The 17559-nt window shown below is 41.2% G+C and carries 12 protein-coding genes; 3 read left to right on the top strand and 9 right to left on the bottom strand.

Annotated elements, in window-relative coordinates:
* The 6 genes from EXT43_RS07330 to EXT43_RS07305 form a co-directional block, all read right to left on the bottom strand.
* Nucleotides 1–1143: an ATP-NAD kinase family protein gene (locus EXT43_RS07330; protein ID WP_055198023.1), complete on the bottom strand. Its 1143-nt coding sequence runs from the start codon at nucleotides 1141–1143 to the stop codon at nucleotides 1–3.
* Entirely contained in the window at nucleotides 1133–1702 is a 570-nt protein-coding gene (locus EXT43_RS07325; protein WP_058586361.1) for an elongation factor P hydroxylase, read from the bottom strand. Before EXT43_RS07325 ends, EXT43_RS07330 begins: the two co-directional genes overlap by 11 nt.
* A gap of 90 nt (nucleotides 1703–1792) precedes the next feature.
* Entirely contained in the window at nucleotides 1793–4969 is a 3177-nt protein-coding gene (locus tag EXT43_RS07320) for an HD domain-containing phosphohydrolase (protein WP_130166690.1), read from the bottom strand.
* Between the two features lie 122 nt (nucleotides 4970–5091).
* Nucleotides 5092–7533, bottom strand: a complete 2442-nt coding sequence (locus EXT43_RS07315) for an HD domain-containing phosphohydrolase (protein ID WP_130166689.1) — start codon at nucleotides 7531–7533, stop codon at nucleotides 5092–5094.
* 95 nt (nucleotides 7534–7628) lie between these two features.
* On the bottom strand, nucleotides 7629–8792 hold the full coding sequence (locus tag EXT43_RS07310; RefSeq protein ID WP_130166688.1) for a GGDEF domain-containing protein: 1164 nt from the start codon (nucleotides 8790–8792) through the stop codon (nucleotides 7629–7631).
* Nucleotides 8793–8967: 175 nt separating this feature from the next.
* Nucleotides 8968–9618 carry a glutathione S-transferase family protein gene (locus tag EXT43_RS07305; protein WP_130166687.1) on the bottom strand — a complete coding sequence of 217 codons (651 nt, stop codon included), beginning with the start codon at nucleotides 9616–9618 and terminating at the stop codon, nucleotides 8968–8970.
* A 101-nt stretch (nucleotides 9619–9719) separates the two neighbouring features.
* On the opposite strand from EXT43_RS07305, the gene EXT43_RS07300 reads away from it, so the two are divergent.
* A complete protein-coding gene (locus tag EXT43_RS07300; RefSeq protein ID WP_130166686.1) occupies nucleotides 9720–10559 on the top strand; it encodes a LysR family transcriptional regulator in 840 nt (279 codons plus the stop codon).
* Nucleotides 10560–10572: 13 nt separating this feature from the next.
* Here EXT43_RS07300 and EXT43_RS07295 read toward each other — a convergent pair whose 3' ends face one another.
* Nucleotides 10573–12573 carry a winged helix-turn-helix domain-containing protein gene (locus EXT43_RS07295; protein ID WP_130166685.1) on the bottom strand — a complete coding sequence of 667 codons (2001 nt, stop codon included), beginning with the start codon at nucleotides 12571–12573 and terminating at the stop codon, nucleotides 10573–10575.
* Between the two features lie 130 nt (nucleotides 12574–12703).
* On the opposite strand from EXT43_RS07295, the gene EXT43_RS07290 reads away from it, so the two are divergent.
* Nucleotides 12704–14710, top strand: a complete 2007-nt coding sequence (locus tag EXT43_RS07290) for a fused MFS/spermidine synthase (RefSeq protein ID WP_130166684.1) — start codon at nucleotides 12704–12706, stop codon at nucleotides 14708–14710.
* A 68-nt stretch (nucleotides 14711–14778) separates the two neighbouring features.
* Here the strand turns inward: EXT43_RS07290 and aroC are convergent, their stop codons facing one another.
* Nucleotides 14779–15876 carry a chorismate synthase gene (aroC, locus tag EXT43_RS07285; RefSeq protein WP_058586334.1) on the bottom strand — a complete coding sequence of 366 codons (1098 nt, stop codon included), beginning with the start codon at nucleotides 15874–15876 and terminating at the stop codon, nucleotides 14779–14781.
* Nucleotides 15877–15941: 65 nt separating this feature from the next.
* Nucleotides 15942–16877 (bottom strand): 50S ribosomal protein L3 N(5)-glutamine methyltransferase, encoded by a 936-nt coding sequence (prmB, locus tag EXT43_RS07280; RefSeq protein WP_130166683.1) that lies wholly within the window; start codon nucleotides 16875–16877, stop codon nucleotides 15942–15944.
* Between the two features lie 101 nt (nucleotides 16878–16978).
* On the opposite strand from prmB, the gene smrB reads away from it, so the two are divergent.
* Entirely contained in the window at nucleotides 16979–17536 is a 558-nt protein-coding gene (gene smrB, locus EXT43_RS07275) for an endonuclease SmrB (RefSeq protein WP_130166682.1), read from the top strand.
* Nucleotides 17537–17559 lie beyond the last annotated feature (23 nt).

The raw sequence follows: 17559 nt of genomic DNA, 5'->3' as shown, positions 1-17559 counted from the left end.
TTACTTCTCCTCTGGGTGCAGCCCATCTTGATGACCCACTGCATACATAATATGGTCATTGAAACCTGTGGTTACGCGAATATAACCACTTAATTCATCGTCTAACTCACTATCACCCGTATCGGCAATCAGTGGTCGGCCATTTAAGGCCTGTAATTTAGTTTTAGTAGCCACCACAATAATATTGTCGCGACCAATGGCACGAATAAGTGCAGGGCTTAATTGCTGATTACCTCGGCCGAAGATATGGCCTTGGCCACCAATTAAGGTGATCACCAATTTGGTCTCTTTACCTTGTGTGAGTTCAAGTAATTGCTGAGCAGTTAAATCCTGCGCGATAAGCTCTTGGTCTGCCACTAAGTCTACACCCAGCAAGGTATTTTCAAGACCCATTTCTTCCATAATTGCCGCGACTGTAGAACCACTGCCCATCACATATAAGCAGTCTTCATCCATTTCACTAACAACATAGGCAGCGATATCGGCAAGCACTAATTCATCGGTTTCTTTACCGCCATTTTTAACCGCCTGTACATAACGTACTTCACTCGGCACTTGCATTTCACCATAGCGCTTAGCTTTTACCGTGCCTTCGCGAAATGCTTCTTCGTCGATATCCATTACATCAGCATCACCAAGGCTGACAAGTTCACCTTTAACTAGCATCTCAACAACACGCCCAGCTGCTTTTGGGGTAATAGCATAAACCCCAGAATGAATTTTACAGCCTGCAGGAATACCTAATACAGGAGTGCTATCGCCAACCGCATGGCAAATATTACGGGCAGTACCATCGCCACCCGCAAATAAAATAAGGTCGACACCTTGCTCAACTAATAGCTTGGCAGCCTGCTCTGTGTCATCTGGGGTGGTGATATCGTTTGTTTGGTAAATAACTTGGCTTTGAAAGCCTAGTTGCTTTGCCGTTTGCTCGCCCATTTCACCGTTTACAGTGTAAATGATTAAGTCATCTTGATGGGCAAGCAGCACTTCAAGTGCCGCTCGAGTGCGTAAGTTTGCTTTTGGCTCAGCACCAAGTTGCATTGCTTTTGCAGCGGTATCTGCGCCATCACTGCCCTTTAGTGCGACACTGCCACCTAAGCCGGCAACCGGATTTACAATCAAACCTAATTTAAACTGCATCAGATAAAGCTCCTGGGTTGCCATGAAAATCGCGCTGCCACGTAAACTGAGCAGCCGTTAGTGGCCATGGGGTTTTATAGAAATCACTCAATGCTTTAAGAAGTGCTGTCGTGCGCTGATTAAAGCCAGATGCTAAAAAGCTCAACACTTGCTGGTGAACTCGCGCTTGAAAATCGAATCGACAGGTTTGCTCGCCATTTAAATTATCAACCGATACATTAAAATCAAAACCTGCTGCAGTACTGAGCGCCCATTCGATAGCTTGGGGCTTTACTTCAACTGCTTCAAATTCAGCTTGCTGGTGCTTATCACGACCATCTGGGCAATACCAATAGCCATAATCTTCTTTTAACCGACGTGCCTCACCTGCCACCAGCCAATGGGCAATTTCGTGTAAAGCACTGGCATAAAAACCGTGGGCAAACACAATTTGGTGATAAGGCGTTTGCTCATCAGCTGGCAGGTAAATAGGTTCATCATCACCTTTGATCAAACGCGTGTTATGGCTTTGATAAAAGGTGCTTTCAAAAATAGCGATTAAGTCAGCAATCTGATGCATACGGCTTGAATTCATCTCGTTAAAAGCGTCACTAAAAACGAGGCGAATTGTACGGACTTTTCACTCTAAAGTAAAAGCAACCGCCCTCAGTTACAGGTATTTTGCGATATCAACATCATCGATTTGTTCTGGGTTTAAATAGCGTTTTGCATATTCAAGGTAAATACCTGAAGTTAAGAACAATTTAAACACATCTTCATCAACATGCTGATCGGCTACCATCTTGGCTAAAATATCAATGGCAACACTGAGTGGCTTGGCTTTTTTATAAGGTCTATCGGCTGCGGTTAATGCTTCAAAGATATCAGCTAGCACCAGCACACGCTCAGGTATCGATAAATCATCTGCAGATAACTTACGCGGATACCCCGTGCCTTTTAGAGTTTCGTGATGGGTCGAGGCATAACGTGGCACCCGTGCTAACTCTTCAGGGAACGGCACATTATCGAGCATTCGAATAGTGCTGATAATATGCTCATTAATTTTAAAGCGGTCTTCGTTTGTTAACGTACCGCGCTGAATTTGCAAGTTATACAGCTCACCAAGATTATACTTGTATTCAGGAATGCTTACTTTAATGCCTAAGCGCTCGTCATACTCAATAGGTTTATCATGGGTGATCAGATGTTCAGGCTTATCTGAAAGTAGCTTTTCAGTAACAGGCAACTGCTCATCGCTGCTGTGAACTCGCAGCTCTTCAACTGGAGAAAGGCCTACCTTATCGTTAAAATGTCGCTGCCACGTTATGTTACTTAGCGCCTCTAAACGCTTAAGACTTGCTTCATCCATAAATTCGCCACCCACATTGCAAGCTGCGATAAACGAAAAATCACTGCGTAATTGTGCTTGGCGTTTGCCAAGCTCAGCCTCGAGCTCAGGTTGCTTTTCTGGTGAACTTTGCAATGCTTTTAAATAAGCGATTTCTGCATCTCGCCACAGTACTTCAAAACGTGTACGCACTTCATGAATACGGTTATAAATGGTTTCTAACTTAGTGCCTTTGTCGACGATATGCTCTGGGGTGGTGATTTTACCGCAGTCATGTAGCCAAGCCGCGAGGCTAAACTCTCTTAACTCGTCTTTATTTTTAAAGGCAAACTCTTTAAAAGCGTGTTCATTGGAACTTGAAGCCGCTTTGGCCAGCATAATGCCCAGCTCTGGTACACGCTCGCAGTGCCCTGCTGTATAAGGCGATTTATCATCGATGGCCTGCGCAATAAGCTCAATAAATGATTCCATTAAGGCTTTTTGATTTTGCTCATGCTGCTGAATAGATTGACTCATTTGCACCATAGAGGTGGCCAGGTTATTGATTTCTTTAATATTGCTTTTTAACGTTGAAACTTGGTCAAACTGACGGCGCTTTATCTTTAAGTTTTCGCCCTCTAAGGTTTTAATAGGTGCAACAATGGGTGAGGCAAAAAACCACGACACCGGCAATACCATAATTAAGCATGCGGCAGTGATAAAAATAGAGAGCTTAATTTTCTCACGGGTAGAGCTTAGTACCCCCTCTTTCGGCACCACTATCGCTAAGTAATCGCTATTAATGCCCCCTTCTGAAAGCGGAGTGATATACACGTACTTTTCAATGCCATTTAGGGTCATCAAACGTAAATAGGCAAAGTTTGTTTCATCTGTAATTAAAGTTAGAAACTCAGGATATGGCACAGTGCCAATAACTTGTGTTTGCTGACTGGCATCGCTCCCTAACCATTTTCGCTCGAGTGCAGCAATGTACGAATTTGGCAACTGAGTGATTGCCATATCGATTAAGTCTTTAAGCGCTTCATCCTCTGGATGAAACAATAAATGCAGGGTATCGGGTAGTAGATCGTGGCTATAACTATCAAGCTGATTGTACTGAATACCATCAATAAAAAACTGCTTTTGGGTGTACTTGAATACCGCCTCGTTGTCTAAACCAGCATAGACGCGCCCTTGGCTTACTGCATCAAGCACCGCTTTAGTACTAGGTAGCTCAACAATATCGATGTCGGGAAAGTGCTCTTTGATCACGTTAATCACCGACCAGCCCTCGCCAATTGCCAACTGTTTGCCCGCTAACTGCTTCATAGTAACAACGGGTGTGGAACCTTTTGCTGTAATGATACTGAACGGTAAGGTCGCCATAGTTTGACTCATAAGACCAAGCGGCTCATTGGCAGGCGTTTTAAAAATAGGCTGAATAATGTCTATTTCATCTTTTGCAAATTGGCTTAAAAACTCAGCCCAGGTAAAGCCATTAATAAAAGTCACCTTAATTCCAAGTAACTCAGCCAAACCATTAATATAATCAATACTATAGCCTTTTGGGTTTCCGCCAACACTAAAGTCCATTGGTGGCCAATTGGTTTCGTTAGAAACACTTAAATAAGGGTACTTCGCCAATACACTTTGCTGATCTTCAGTAAGAGCTAGCTTTTCAAGCCTTGGCAATAGTAAGCTATTTTTTTGTTGGTTAGAGGCAACAATTTCACCTTCTTTGTTGTAAATATACAGCTCACTTAAATACTGGCTGCTCATTTTACTTTGCTGTTTACTTAAATACTCAGAGATGCTCGATAGGCTCACGTCTAACGCCAATACACTATTTTCTCTTGCCGACTTTATCGAATAGGTTTGCCCGGGAGCTTGCAAGTGAGTGAAAAAATACGGCTTGGTTTTATTGACTCGGGTCGAGTTTGCTTGCTTAAACCACAAACGCTCTCGCGGATCATAGCTGGTACTCTTTGTTTGAGAGATACGCAAATTAAATTGCTGATCAAAGTAATGAGTGTGCTGAATACGCTCTGCACCTTCACCGCTAATATGGATCACTACCCAACGATCCGCTTCGATGGCTTGCAACTGCTGGCGAACAATTTCACTACTTTCTAAATTAATTAACTCATAAAAGTCACCATTTTCATAGCCGACATATAAGGCATAAAACAATGGATTGAGCTGCATGATTTCGCTCATGACATCTCTCAGTTCACTTTTATCTACGCTGTCGGCGCTGATAAGGCTGCTGTTTTGTACCATCACACTTAATGTGTTTTCTGACTTTTCATTCACCCCAGTAAGGTAATCAGCAACGGAGCCGGTAGCTAAATTAAAGTTTTTAACACTGGCTTCTAAAGCCATTTTTTCACTGAAATAATATTGCAGGCTAATTGCAATCAGAGCTGTTAATGAGGTGGCTAATACGAACACCGCGACAACGGTAAGACGAATCGAAAAACGAATTTTTTGTTTAAGTTTTTGAAAAGCAGATACCAGCACTTATGCATCTCCTTGCAATGCTTTGTTCGTAAATAATATTAGCTTGTATAATCTTTATACACCAATAACTTTGTATTACAAACAAAAACACTGCAATATTAGCCTAAAGCATAAGCAAATAATTATCTTAGATATTTTTGAATATCGACCGAATCGATTTGCGACTCATGTAAAAACTGTTTTGCATATTTTAGGTATATACCTGAAGTTAAAAAGAGCTCAAATACGTCAGGGTCAATGTGATCGTCATCGACCATTTTCGCTAAAATATCAATAGCAACACTCAGAGGTTTCGCTTTTTTATAAGGTCTATCTGCCGCGGTTAATGCTTCGAAGATGTCAGCAAGTACTAACACACGTTCAGGTATTGATAACTGCTCAGCGGTTAATTTTCGTGGATAACCGGTGCCTTTTAAGGTTTCGTGATGGGTTGACGCATAACGCGGAACTTTCGCTAATTCTTTAGGGAATGGCACACTACCAAGCATACGAATTGTGCTGATCACATGCTCATTGATCTTAAATCGATCTTCCGCTGTTAACGTGCCCCGCGCAACCGACAAGTTATACACTTCGCCAAGGTTATATTTATACTCAGGAATGACCATATTAATGCCCAAACTCTCTGGGTACTCAACGGCTTTTTCGTGTGGAATTAAATCACTTGGCTTATCGCTTAGCAGTGACTCTTCGACAGGTAAATGCTGACTCTTCAAATCAGCCATACGCATTTCTTCAAGGGGTGATAAACCTAAACTTGCGTCAAAATGGCGCTGCCACTTAATGCTAGCAACCTCATGTAAACGAGACAGCTGCGCTTCATCCATAAACTCACCACCAACATTACAGGCAGCAATAAAGCTAAAGTCTGCGTGTAACTTTTCAGTTTGTTGCTCAAGCTTTTGCTCAAGCACAGATTGCTGCTCTGGGTGCGCTAATAGTTGTTCATAGTAAGCAATTTTTGCATCACGCAGCAGCACTTCAAATCGGGTGCGTACTTCATGAATACGGTTATAAATGGTTTCGAGCTTAGTGCCTTTATCAACAATATGCTCTGGTGTGGTGATTTTACCGCAATCGTGCAACCAAGCTGCTAAACGAAACTCGCGTCGCTCATCAGGGGTTTTAAAGCTGAACTTAGAAAACGCCTCATCTGTTGAACCTGATGCTGCATCAGCAAGCCAAATACCCAGCTCTGGCACCCGCTCACAATGCCCTGCCGTATAGGGAGATTTATCATCAATGGCTTGCGCAATAAGCTCAACAAAGGATTCCATCAACGCTTTTTGTGAATTTTCATGTTGCTCAATGGAACGACTCATATCGACCATCGAACTAGCTAAATAATGAATTTCTAAAATATGGCTCGAAAGTGTTGAGACCTCATTGTAATCGCGCTGTTGAATTTTTTTGTTCTCACCCACTAGTTTAAGTATTGGGTTAACGATTGAAGAGGCAAAAAACCATGAAACGGGCAGCAGCAAAAGTAAAAATAAACCCGTGACTAAAATTGAAATTCGTATTTTTTCTTTAATTACCGCTAACACGTCACCTTTAGATACCAGTACGGTGAAATAATCCACTTCATCAGATTGCATATCGCTACTGAGCGGCAGAGGCAGCACAAACATGTACTTTTCTATGCCCTTTTCTTGCACGCTTAGCATTTTACCAAATTGATGCGCTTTATTAGCAAGCCCAGATTGCTGCTCATCTAATTTAACTAACTGGGATAAATCAGCAAAACTATGCTGATGGCTTTGATTTTTACTACTCGCAATAATCTCGCCATCACCCCGATAAACATACATTTCACTTTCAACCAAGTGCTTCATTTTAGTTTGTTGCGCGGTTAAAAAATGATTCAAACTTGCACTGGCAATATCAATCGCTAATACATCGCCTGTTTGCGCTGATTTAATTGCATAGGTATAACCTGGTACCTCAAATACGTTAAACACATACTGCTCAGTTTTCGTCACCGAAGTACTGGTTGCATCCTGAAACCAAACACGGGTGCGCGGGTCGTAATCTGTCGCTTGCGTATCTCTTTTACGAACGTTGAGCGACTTATCTAAATACGTGGTTACTTGCTTACGATCGCTGCCCTGCCCTGTAATTTGATACACCAGCCAATGATCGTCTTCATCAAGTTGAAACGATGAAGGAAGCTTGGCATAGCCTTTTAAATTAATAACCTGTAATAAGTCGCCATTAGCATGACCAAGAATAAGCGAATAAAAGTCTGGATGGCGCGTTAAAATTTCGAGCAATACATGCTGTAAAATCTCTTTATTATCTTGGCTATTCGAAAGTAATCGCGTGTCGTGGATCATCACGCTTAAGGTATTGTCGGCACGATGGTTGATTCGGGTGATGTGATCGGCTATTTGCTGGCTAGTTTGTTTAAATTGTTCTGATTTAGTTTGCAGTATCAGCTTTTCACTAAAGTAATAATGCAAACTAATCGCCACCACGCCTGTGAGTAAACTTGCAAGGGCAAATACCAGCAAGACACTGGCTCTAATTGAAATTTTATACCCTTTATCGTGGCGTGTTAGCATTCGCGACTCCTTGCTTGCTAATATAAGAAAATAATATGATTAAAGATTATACCGAAATGACTATAAGGTACATGTTTTAACGCATAATTAAGCTATTAAAGTTTAATAACTAATTGATTACGTCCTGCATCTTTAGCCTGATAAAGTGCAGCATCAGCTCTTGATATAACTGATTTTTGCTCCTCTTCTCTCATCACAGTTAAACCAAAACTGGCGCGAATTGGTAAAGATAACTCACCAACTTCGCACATTTCACTGTTCAACCTTGAGATCATACTATTAATAATAACCGTTGCATCTGGCACAGAGCATAGTGGTAGTACAATTACAAACTCCTCTCCGCCAAAGCGATACACATCATCAGAAGTACGTAGTGAGTGAGTTAAAAAAGCAGAAAAACGTTGTAATACAACATCCCCCACCTCGTGGCCATGGGTATCATTCACACGTTTAAAATAATCAATATCAGCCAAAATAACACAGACCTGTTTTGACTCACCTTGTTGCTGCTGAGTGAGCCTTTGGTACTCTGGGAAAGCATTATCAAAAGCGCGGCGGTTAGGCAGTTGAGTGAGTGAGTCTTTGAGTGCTTGGGTTTTCATTTCGTGAGCAAGTTGCGCAAGCTGAGTATTCCTTACAAACAGCTCCCTACGGATAATATGCTCATGAGCAGCCATAATCATGCCTGCTAAGTTGGCCGCAACATGCGCTAAAATAACCATATAAAGGGAGTGGCTAGAGATGTCTTTATTAAAATAGATAACAGAGATAGCAAGGGCACTATATGAAATACTTAAAAATACCGATAACTTAATTGATACTAGGGTCGAAAAATAAAATGTGATCAAAATGATCACATCAAAAAACATATGAAGAATGTAAAAACGTTCATAAGTAATAGCCATAAACTGCATATTCAAAAATAAGAAAAGCATAAATACAGATATTACCAATCGAAATAACTGGATTGTTTTAATATAACTCAGACCAAATGCACTCAAAACACATACTGAAACCATAATTGTTCGGCCTGTTAGAGCAATATCTGGCCAATATGAAGCTTGAATAATCATCTTATCGAAGAAGGTTACAAGCGTGGTAACTAATGCAATTATGCAGCACAAAAACTGCGCTATCTTTTTATCTTGCGCGAATTTACTTTGTAAAAATATTTGCTCTACCTGCAGCGACTTAAATTGACAGGCATAGCGCTCAATCGACATATCTTCGTTTAATAATTTTGCTGCAAAAGCGCCCATAAATAAATGCCTACTACGAAAGGAAGTGAGGGGTGTTCGATTAAAGAGCAACTACTCTAGTATAGAGTGTATGCTCACTAATTAAACTAGTATTTTTGTATAAAAATACGACAAAAAACCCCAAATAAAAGTATAGTAGACAATAATTTAAATAGGAAAATATTCTAAATTTCAGTTATTTAATTTCTTCACCTGCTTCATCACAGTCTACAATATCGGTTTCTTTTAGGGCTTCGCAGATCCAACTTTGCATTACCGGGCAACTAAGTACGTGCTGGCAATAAACTTGTGCAGCATGCGAAAGCTCCACCTGATACGTTTTGAAGCGCAGCACCACAGGTGCAAACATCGCATCAACAATAGAGAACTCTCCAAATAACCAGGTATTAGGGTAACTTTGCTGCTGAGTAGAGAATATCTCATCGATACGTGCAATGTCTTTTTTAGCTTGCTCTGATAATTCAACATGCCTTTTAGCGCGGATATTCATTGGCATTTCATTACGAAGTGCAGCAAAACCAGAGTGCATCTCAGCCGCTAGACTGCGCGCTCTTGCTCTTTGAGCTATTTCACTAGGCCAAGCAGCACCATTTAGATAAGCATCATTGATGTATTCACAAATAGCGAGTGAATCCCATACGGTTAACTCAGCATCAATAAGAGCCGGCACTTTTTGCACTGGAAACTTACTTTTTAATGCTTCATAAAATTCAGGCGTATCTAATATTAATTGTTGCTCTGTAAAAGAGATATTGAATTTACTCAGTAAATACCAGGCCCGCAATGACCAAGTTGAGTAATTTTTATTACCAATAAATAATTGCATTGTGCTTCCTTTAACGTTTAGATTAGGCTCACTATAAAACAGCAATTGGGTAATTACTCGCCAATTGTTTTTATGCTACCCATAAGAAAAGCTGATACATTATGGATATTGATGCCCTTAGAACTTTTTGTGCCTTTGTTGATACAGGCAGTTTCACCCGCGCTGCAGCACAAATTTGCAGAACCCAATCTGCGGTAAGTATGCAAATGAAAAAGCTTGAACAAGACCTTGCAAGTCCGCTATTTGAAAAGCAAGGTCGTCAACTGGTGCTAACCCATCAAGGCCACCAGCTAGCAAGCTATGCTAAGCAATTGATAACGCTTCATGATGAAGCCTTTAAGCAATTAAAAGCAGGCACTGGCAATTTACGTGTGCGCATTGGCTGCCCTGACGACTATGCCGACTCTTTACTGCCACAGCTGGTTGATGCCTTACACCAACAATTTAATGCGCTGGATGTACAAATAAGCTGCGCCCCAAGTACTGAGCTTAGAGCCAAGCTAGACCAAGGTATGCTCGATTTGGTGATTGCCACTCGCTCGCCAGACAGTGAAGAAGGCTACTTATTGCAATCAAGCCAAGGCGTGTGGGTGAAAAGCCCTGCTTTTGAGATTAACGATTCAACCCCACTTCCTATCGCCTTGTTTCAACGAGACTGTAAGTTTCACCAAGCCAGTATTGAGGGTCTATTAAAAGCCGAGCGTCGTTTTAATATTATTGCCTGTTGTGGCTCAGCGGGAGCGTTACATGGCTTGATTAGACAAGGACTGGCAATTGGCAGTATGGCGCGAATAAGCATGCAATCGGGTGTGGAAGAGATCAGCGGTACCTCACTTCCGGTACTGCCTGTTATTGATATCGTCCTGCTATACGGTAATCACGCCCACAACCCTCTCAGTCATGAGCAGCTTAAACAGCTTGTGGAGTTGATTAAGACGTAAAAAACATATCAAGCTAAAGAAGCTTTACTAACTTACGAGTTCTATTAGGCTCTGTAAGGTATAAAAACTCTGTTAAATCATGGGCACTGTTGATCAGCATATGTTGCTTAGGTTGAGTTAATTGCCAACTTTCTGTTGCAGCGGTTGCCAAATCAATACGTTGGAAGTTAATAGTATCAGCATGCTCCATAGTGACCGCTAATTGCTGGTTACTTACAGATATACCAATGATGTCATTGTTAGCAGCTCGCCAAACAGTCTCAGTATCTCCTCGGCTATTAACTCGAAACACTTCGTTGCTATTTGAAAAATAGATCTGGTCTTGCTCATCTAAATCCATGCCATAGCAACTTAAACGTTTCCCTGAGCCTGTGAAAGGTGTCAAAGTTAGGCTTGTTAAATCGAATTTTGCAGGGTGAAATGTCTGTCCATCCTCTGCTCGATATGAAACTAAAATCGCGTCTTCATTGTGATACATTTCTCGCAAGTAAAAAGAGTGATTTCCGTGAGGTATTGTTTCGTAAGTACCACTGTTTAAATCAATTTTAAATAATGAATCTTTACTAGCAGTGTAAACCTGTCGTGCGTCCTGGCTCCAAACAATGCCAAATAACTCATGATTATCAGGGTTAGCAAAAATGCGCGTTTGCTTGCCATTATCGTATAAAAATAATTGCTTTAATCCAAAACGATGAGACTCAAAAACAAATTTAGTTGAGTCTGGCGAAAACACGGGTAGAAAGTCGATTGATGAGGTATCTACGAGTTTAGTCAGATTGTCAGGGTTAGCCCGTGTTTGGCTAACAATATCTACATCAACATTCACTAGCTCCATCAAAATCGCTTCAGCGTCTGGTGTGTACTGGGCATCACGGATTATTTGATAATTATTAAATGAAATTAACTGCTGCTCACCATCAAGATCCAGATTAACAAGCTGATTTCGTTGGCTAATCAATAGTGCTTGATTATTCGGGTGCCAACTTAACCCTTGAATACCGTTTTCTATAATGGCAATAGTTTGTATTTTTTTACTGGCCAGGTCGAGTACATCAATACGGTATTTGTTTTGCCCCGCTTCAATCCCCATTGCGACTATACGGCCGTCTTTCGATAACGCATTAACAAGTAACCAATCTTGCTGTGAAGCGGCTAGTAAATGTGCCTTTTGTTTAGATTCTAAGTTAAGTGAAACGAGTCGAGTATCGTTGTTTAGTTTATCTTTTTCTATGTAATAGAGCTTATCAGCATGCCAATCGATGTGGTGACTGGTTACAACGGTGTCATTTAAAACACTCACCGTCGCTTGTTCTAATGGCTGAAATTTCGATAAATCAATGCTTAATGTGTTCAGATGTTGTTTCTGCTCTGCGCTTTTCACAAACGCAATCGCATGATCGGAGGTCGACCACCCCAAAGCGTAGTAGCTTGCTGCGTCTTCAGTAAGCCTCACCTCTCGCTCAGTCGCAAGCTCTTTAATCCAAATCTGCTGACTTCCTTTATTACCTCTAACAAAAGCGAGGTACTTACCACTATGTGAAAGTGACAAATTAGCTTCATTTAGTTCACTCGAAGTGAGTGGCATCAGTTGGGTAAAGTGAGCATTATCTTGTTGCTTAGGGACTAGTTGCCACGCAATAGCGATAAGGCTTACTAGTAAAACAAACAGCAACCCAAGATGTTGCGATTTTAGTTTTTTGCTCTGCCCCGGTGTTACTTTTTCAAGGCTATAACCGCGCTTAGGGTGTGTAATTATATACTGCGGATTTTTGGCATCTTCTTGGAGTGCTTTTCGTAGTAATGCGATACAACGCTGTACCGAACTTGGGTTATAGGTAGCATTAGGCCATACTTTTGCAAAGATTACTTCTTGGCTTACAACTTCACCTTTATTTAAATAAAGGGTATGTAATACATCCATGACCTTTGGCTCGACTATTTGCTCATAATCTTGCGATGAAATTAAACATCGACTCTCATCAATTGCAAATTTACCGATTCGATAACGCGCCACTTACTTCTCCAATAAATATTTACGAATCAAAGATTAAGGTTTTCTTAAGAGAAACTCAAGGGTTACTCCATTGTCACTTTGCTCTGGCTATTGGATTGTTTTTGCTATCTCAAAATAGGTAATAAAAACAATGTATAAATATTTATCAACGCTCACTATTTTCATCAGTGCTTTTTTAATTTTTCAAATTCAGCCGATGCTTTCAAAGCAACTTCTACCGCAATTTGGTGGCGGTGCCTCTATCTGGTCAGCAAGTTTAGTGTTTTATCAAGTCATGTTACTTATTGGCTATTTCTATGCGCATGGTATGGGTCGCTTTCATATTAAGTTACAGGTAGTCACCCATATAGTTTTAGTCACCTTTGCCACACTCATCGTTGTAACAGAATTTGCAGCTCCAACTCTCACAAATTGGCCGCCTACGCTTGCGGTGTTTGTGAATTTATTTATAGAAATTGGTCCAATATTTATTCTACTGAGCGCTACTAGCGTACTTTTACAAAGATGGTATGTGCAAACTGCTTCAGCACAGGTGCCTTACCATTGGTATTCCATCTCAAACTTGGGTTCTTTACTGGCATTAATGAGCTACCCGCTCGTTTATGAATTACTATTTTCTTTAGAGCAGCAAACTACATACTGGCTATTTGGACTTATCAGCTACTGCTTGTTATTAGCACTTCTAGTAATATTTTTACTAAAAAAAACACCCGATTTATCAAGAGCGTCTATGCAAACTAGGCCTGTCACGCTTTTAAAAGGTAAAGGTCAATGGCTGTTATTAAGTGCCTTAAGCTCAGCCATGTTGGTATCTACCACGCATATGATCAGCACTAATATTCCACCCATGCCATTACTTTGGTCGTTACCTCTTGTAATTTACTTGCTCACCTTTAGTTATACGTTTGCCAATAAAGTAAATTATCATCGTCATGTGTGGGCATATGTGTTTATATTTTCGGCTTTTGCAGGTCTGTTAATGTTTTATTTTGGCAGCTTATTCAATGCCCTAGCCCAGCTTATAATTTACAGCCTGATTCTATTAACCGCCGGTATGATCTGTCATGGTGAACTGAGAAACAAAGCCCCTGAAAACGAGCAATTTACCATTTTTTATTTTTATATCGCCCTTGGCGGTGTGTTAGGTTCGCTTTTCAGTACGCTCATTGCCCCATTGCTATTTGTCCAGATTGACGAGTATTTACTTACATTAGCGGTTATTTTTAGTTCTGTGTGTTACTACCAATTAAAAGCTAGAACAAAAACAAAACAGCTCAAATTCGCTCTCGCAACCAGCTCAGTTACTTGGTTAGCATGCTATTGTTTTTTAGCGGTAAACTTTAACCAATATAACGTTGCCACTAGCCGCAACTTTTATGGCTATTTAGCGGTTAAAGATATAAACACTCAATCAATAAATGAAAGGCGCTTAATTGACGGCACCACGATTCATGGCTCAGAGCCACTAAATCCAAACCAACAGTTTGAGCAAAGTTATTACCATCAGCATACTGGTGTCGCTAAATCACTTGCCATACTAAAGCAACACAGCGCACTAAACATTGGCGTCATTGGTTTGGGTGCAGGCGTTTTAGCGCGGTTTGCAGACCAACAGGATAGTATTCACTTTTTTGAGTTAAACCCTGCTGTGGTCAAGATGGCAAAGCGCTATTTCTCATATTTAGAAAACAGTGAAGCCAAGCTCACAGTCAGCTTAGGGGATGGTCGTATTGCGTTAAAAAATAATGCGAACGAAATATTTGATGTTTTAATTATTGATGCATTTTCAAGTGATGTAATTCCTGCGCATTTGCTAACCCAAGAAGCAATGTCACTTTATTGGCAGAGGCTCAATGAGAATGGCGTATTGATTGTGCATATTTCAAATAATCATATCGACTTACTGCCTGTATTACAGGCACATAGCCAACATTTTAATAAGGCAATGTTAAAGTTTAGCTATCAAGGCCATAGCCCATCAGACATAGGCTCAGACTGGGTGGTGCTAACTGATAATCAGGCTTTTTTAAATCGTGTATCTATCAGTGATTTGTCGCCTATTAAACGCTACCCACATAGCGAGCTGGCACTGTGGACTGATAGCAAACACAGCCTACTCCCCTTATTAAAATTCTAACAGGCATAAAAAAGCGCGATGATAATCATCGCGCTCATTAACTGCGTTTACTTTATTTAAAGTCGCGCTTAAATTGAACCTTTGATTGGTCCATGTTCGTGGCTCACATGTGGGTTTTGACCACGTTGGCGCAATAAGTGATCCATTAAGGTAATCGCCATCATCGCCTCAGCAATAGGAATTGCACGAATACCTACACATGGGTCATGACGTCCTTTGGTGATCATCTCTACCGCTTCGTTGCTGGTATTAATGCTGTTACCCGGTATGGTAATGCTTGAAGTTGGCTTAAGTGCGATAGAGGCAATGATATCTTGCCCTGTCGAGATACCTGCAAGTACACCGCCCGCGTGATTAGATGTGAAACCATCAGGAGTTAACTCATCACGGTGTTCAGAGCCTTTTTGCTCAACCACATCAAAGCCATCACCAATCTCAACGCCTTTTACCGCATTAATGCTCATTAATGAGTGTGCTAGCTCTGCATCTAGGCGATCAAATACTGGCTCGCCAAGACCAACAGGCACATTTTTAGCAACCACTTTAACTTTAGCGCCTACCGAATCACCTTGTTTTTTTAGGTCGCGCATGTATTCATCAAGCGCGTCTAATTTACTCGGATCAGGGAAGAAAAATGCATTGTTTTCCACTTCATCCCAGTTGTAATCTTCTGCTTTAATTGGCCCAAGTTGGCTCAAACAAGCACGTACTTCAATACCATGAAATTGTTTTAGGTATTTTTTTGCAATTGCACCCGCCGCTACACGAATCGCTGTTTCACGGGCAGAAGAGCGACCACCACCTCGGTAATCACGGATACCGTACTTATGCCAATAGGTATAATCACCATGACCTGGGCGAAATACATCGGCAATTTTGCCGTAATCTTTTGAACGTTGATCGGTGTTTTCAATCAGTAAACCAATGCTAGTACCTGTGGTTTTACCTTCGAATACACCAGAAAGAATTTTTACTTCGTCACTTTCGCGGCGCTGTGTTGTATATCGACTTTGCCCCGGCTTACGACGGTCTAAATCTATTTGTAAATCGGCCTCGCTAATTTCAAGACCTGCTGGTGTGCCATCAACAACGCCGCCTAATGCAACGCCGTGGCTCTCACCAAAGGTGGACACTTTAAATAGTTGCCCGATGCTATTACCTGCCATTAATTTTCCTCATTCCTAATGACTACTGAGACCGAGCCCTCAGGCTCGGCTTTTAAAATCTGCTGTTAATCTGCGAAATATTTAACAAGTTGCTGTTTGCTGATCACAAACACGCCAAGACCACCTTGTTCAAATTCAACCCACTCAAATGGTGCGCCTGGGTACAGCTCTTCCATATGTACCATAGAGTTGCCAACTTCGACAAATAACAAACCGTTATCTGTTAGATGCTCTGCGGCTTCAGCTAAGATGGTACGAGTAACATCAAGACCATCATGACCCGATGCTAAACCAAGCTCTGGCTCGTGATGGAATTCACGAGGTAAATCAGCCATATCTTCTGCGTCAACATACGGTGGGTTAGCTACGATCAGGTCATATTTTTGACCCGGAACACCACTAAACACATCTGACTGAATTGGCAGTACACGGTCATTTAGCATGTAATCGCTAATATTAATATCTGCAACTTCGAGCGCTTCATATGAAATATCAACCGCATCAACCTGTGCCTCTTCAAATGCTTGTGCAAGTGCAATAGCGATACATGCAGAGCCGGTACATAAATCAAGAATGCGCGTTACTGAGCTTGGCTCTTCTAACCAAGGTGCAAAGCGATTATTAATTAACTCTGCAAATGGCGAACGTGGAATTAACACGCGCTCATCAACATAAAAAGGCATACCTGCAAACCACGCGGTGTTGGTCAGGTACGGTACTGGCGTACAATCATTAATACGCTCTGCAATTAGTTCAGCTAAACGATTTTTCTCGGTGCTGGTTAAACGCGCATGCATTAACTCTTTTGGCGCGTCGATTGGCAAGCTTAATGCGGGTAATAGTAAGCTAACTGCTTCATCCCACGCGTTATCTGTACCGTGCCCAAAGAAAATACCACTGCTGGCAAATTGACTGGTTGTCCAACGTAACCAATCATGCAACGTTGAAAGTTCTGCAATTGCCTCGTCTAAAATTGCGTCTTCTATCTGGAAATGGTTCATGTATGTTCCTTAACTTTCAAAGTCTGTTCTGACGCGTATTGTACCGTCTTTTCAGTTGGTTTTTACTCGATTTTTAGCGTTTTTTTGTTTAGACTGCCGCCATGAAAAAAGATCCCCACGCCAACAACCACATTAGCACTGACGATATTGACTTATTTCGTCAGAGTATCAGTGGTGCCAAAGCATTTAAACAAGACACTATTCGATTCACCAATAAGCCTAAAGTGTCACAAGCGAAGCAATTTTCCCAGCAAAAAAAGCAGCATCAGGCAGAATTTTTCTTTTCTGATGAATATGTACCAGACATCGACACTCATGGCACCGTAAGTTATGTCAAACCAGGTCACGATAGCTTTTTAGCAAAACAACTTCGCCGTGGAGATTACTCACCAGATTTAACCCTTGATTTACATGGCTTAAATAAAGAATTAGCCAAAGATGAGCTAGCAGGTTTAATTCATGAGTGTAAAAAACAGCATTACTATTGCGCTTGTGTTGTGCATGGCATTGGTGAGCGCATACTTAAACACAAGGTACCGCAATATTTAGTACAACACCCTGATGTGATTGCGATGCACCAAGCACCTCTTGAATTTGGTGGTAAAGGTGCGGTACTTATTTTAATTAATCTTCCACAAAGTGATGAGTTCAGACGCTAACGTCTTCTTGTCATAAGGCCTAA

It is taken from the genome of Pseudoalteromonas sp. CO109Y (assembly GCF_004208935.1).
Taxonomy (GTDB): Bacteria; Pseudomonadota; Gammaproteobacteria; order Enterobacterales; family Alteromonadaceae; genus Pseudoalteromonas; species Pseudoalteromonas shioyasakiensis.
This window is presented reverse-complemented; position numbering and strand designations above follow the sequence as displayed.

Excerpts from the sequence above, each read along its gene's own strand:
- prmB (WP_130166683.1), bottom strand. The coding sequence starts at position 16,877 with ATGAACCATTTCCAGATAGAAGACGCAATTTTAGACGAGGCAATTGCA.
- EXT43_RS07300 (WP_130166686.1), top strand. The coding sequence starts at position 9,720 with ATGGATATTGATGCCCTTAGAACTTTTTGTGCCTTTGTTGATACAGGC.
- EXT43_RS07290 (WP_130166684.1), top strand. The coding sequence starts at position 12,704 with ATGTATAAATATTTATCAACGCTCACTATTTTCATCAGTGCTTTTTTA.
- smrB (WP_130166682.1), top strand. The coding sequence starts at position 16,979 with ATGAAAAAAGATCCCCACGCCAACAACCACATTAGCACTGACGATATT.
- aroC (WP_058586334.1), bottom strand. The coding sequence starts at position 15,876 with ATGGCAGGTAATAGCATCGGGCAACTATTTAAAGTGTCCACCTTTGGT.
- EXT43_RS07325 (WP_058586361.1), bottom strand. The coding sequence starts at position 1,702 with ATGCATCAGATTGCTGACTTAATCGCTATTTTTGAAAGCACCTTTTAT.
- EXT43_RS07305 (WP_130166687.1), bottom strand. The coding sequence starts at position 9,618 with ATGCAATTATTTATTGGTAATAAAAATTACTCAACTTGGTCATTGCGG.
- EXT43_RS07310 (WP_130166688.1), bottom strand. The coding sequence starts at position 8,792 with ATGGGCGCTTTTGCAGCAAAATTATTAAACGAAGATATGTCGATTGAG.
- EXT43_RS07330 (WP_055198023.1), bottom strand. The coding sequence starts at position 1,143 with ATGCAGTTTAAATTAGGTTTGATTGTAAATCCGGTTGCCGGCTTAGGT.
- EXT43_RS07315 (WP_130166689.1), bottom strand. The coding sequence starts at position 7,533 with ATGCTAACACGCCACGATAAAGGGTATAAAATTTCAATTAGAGCCAGT.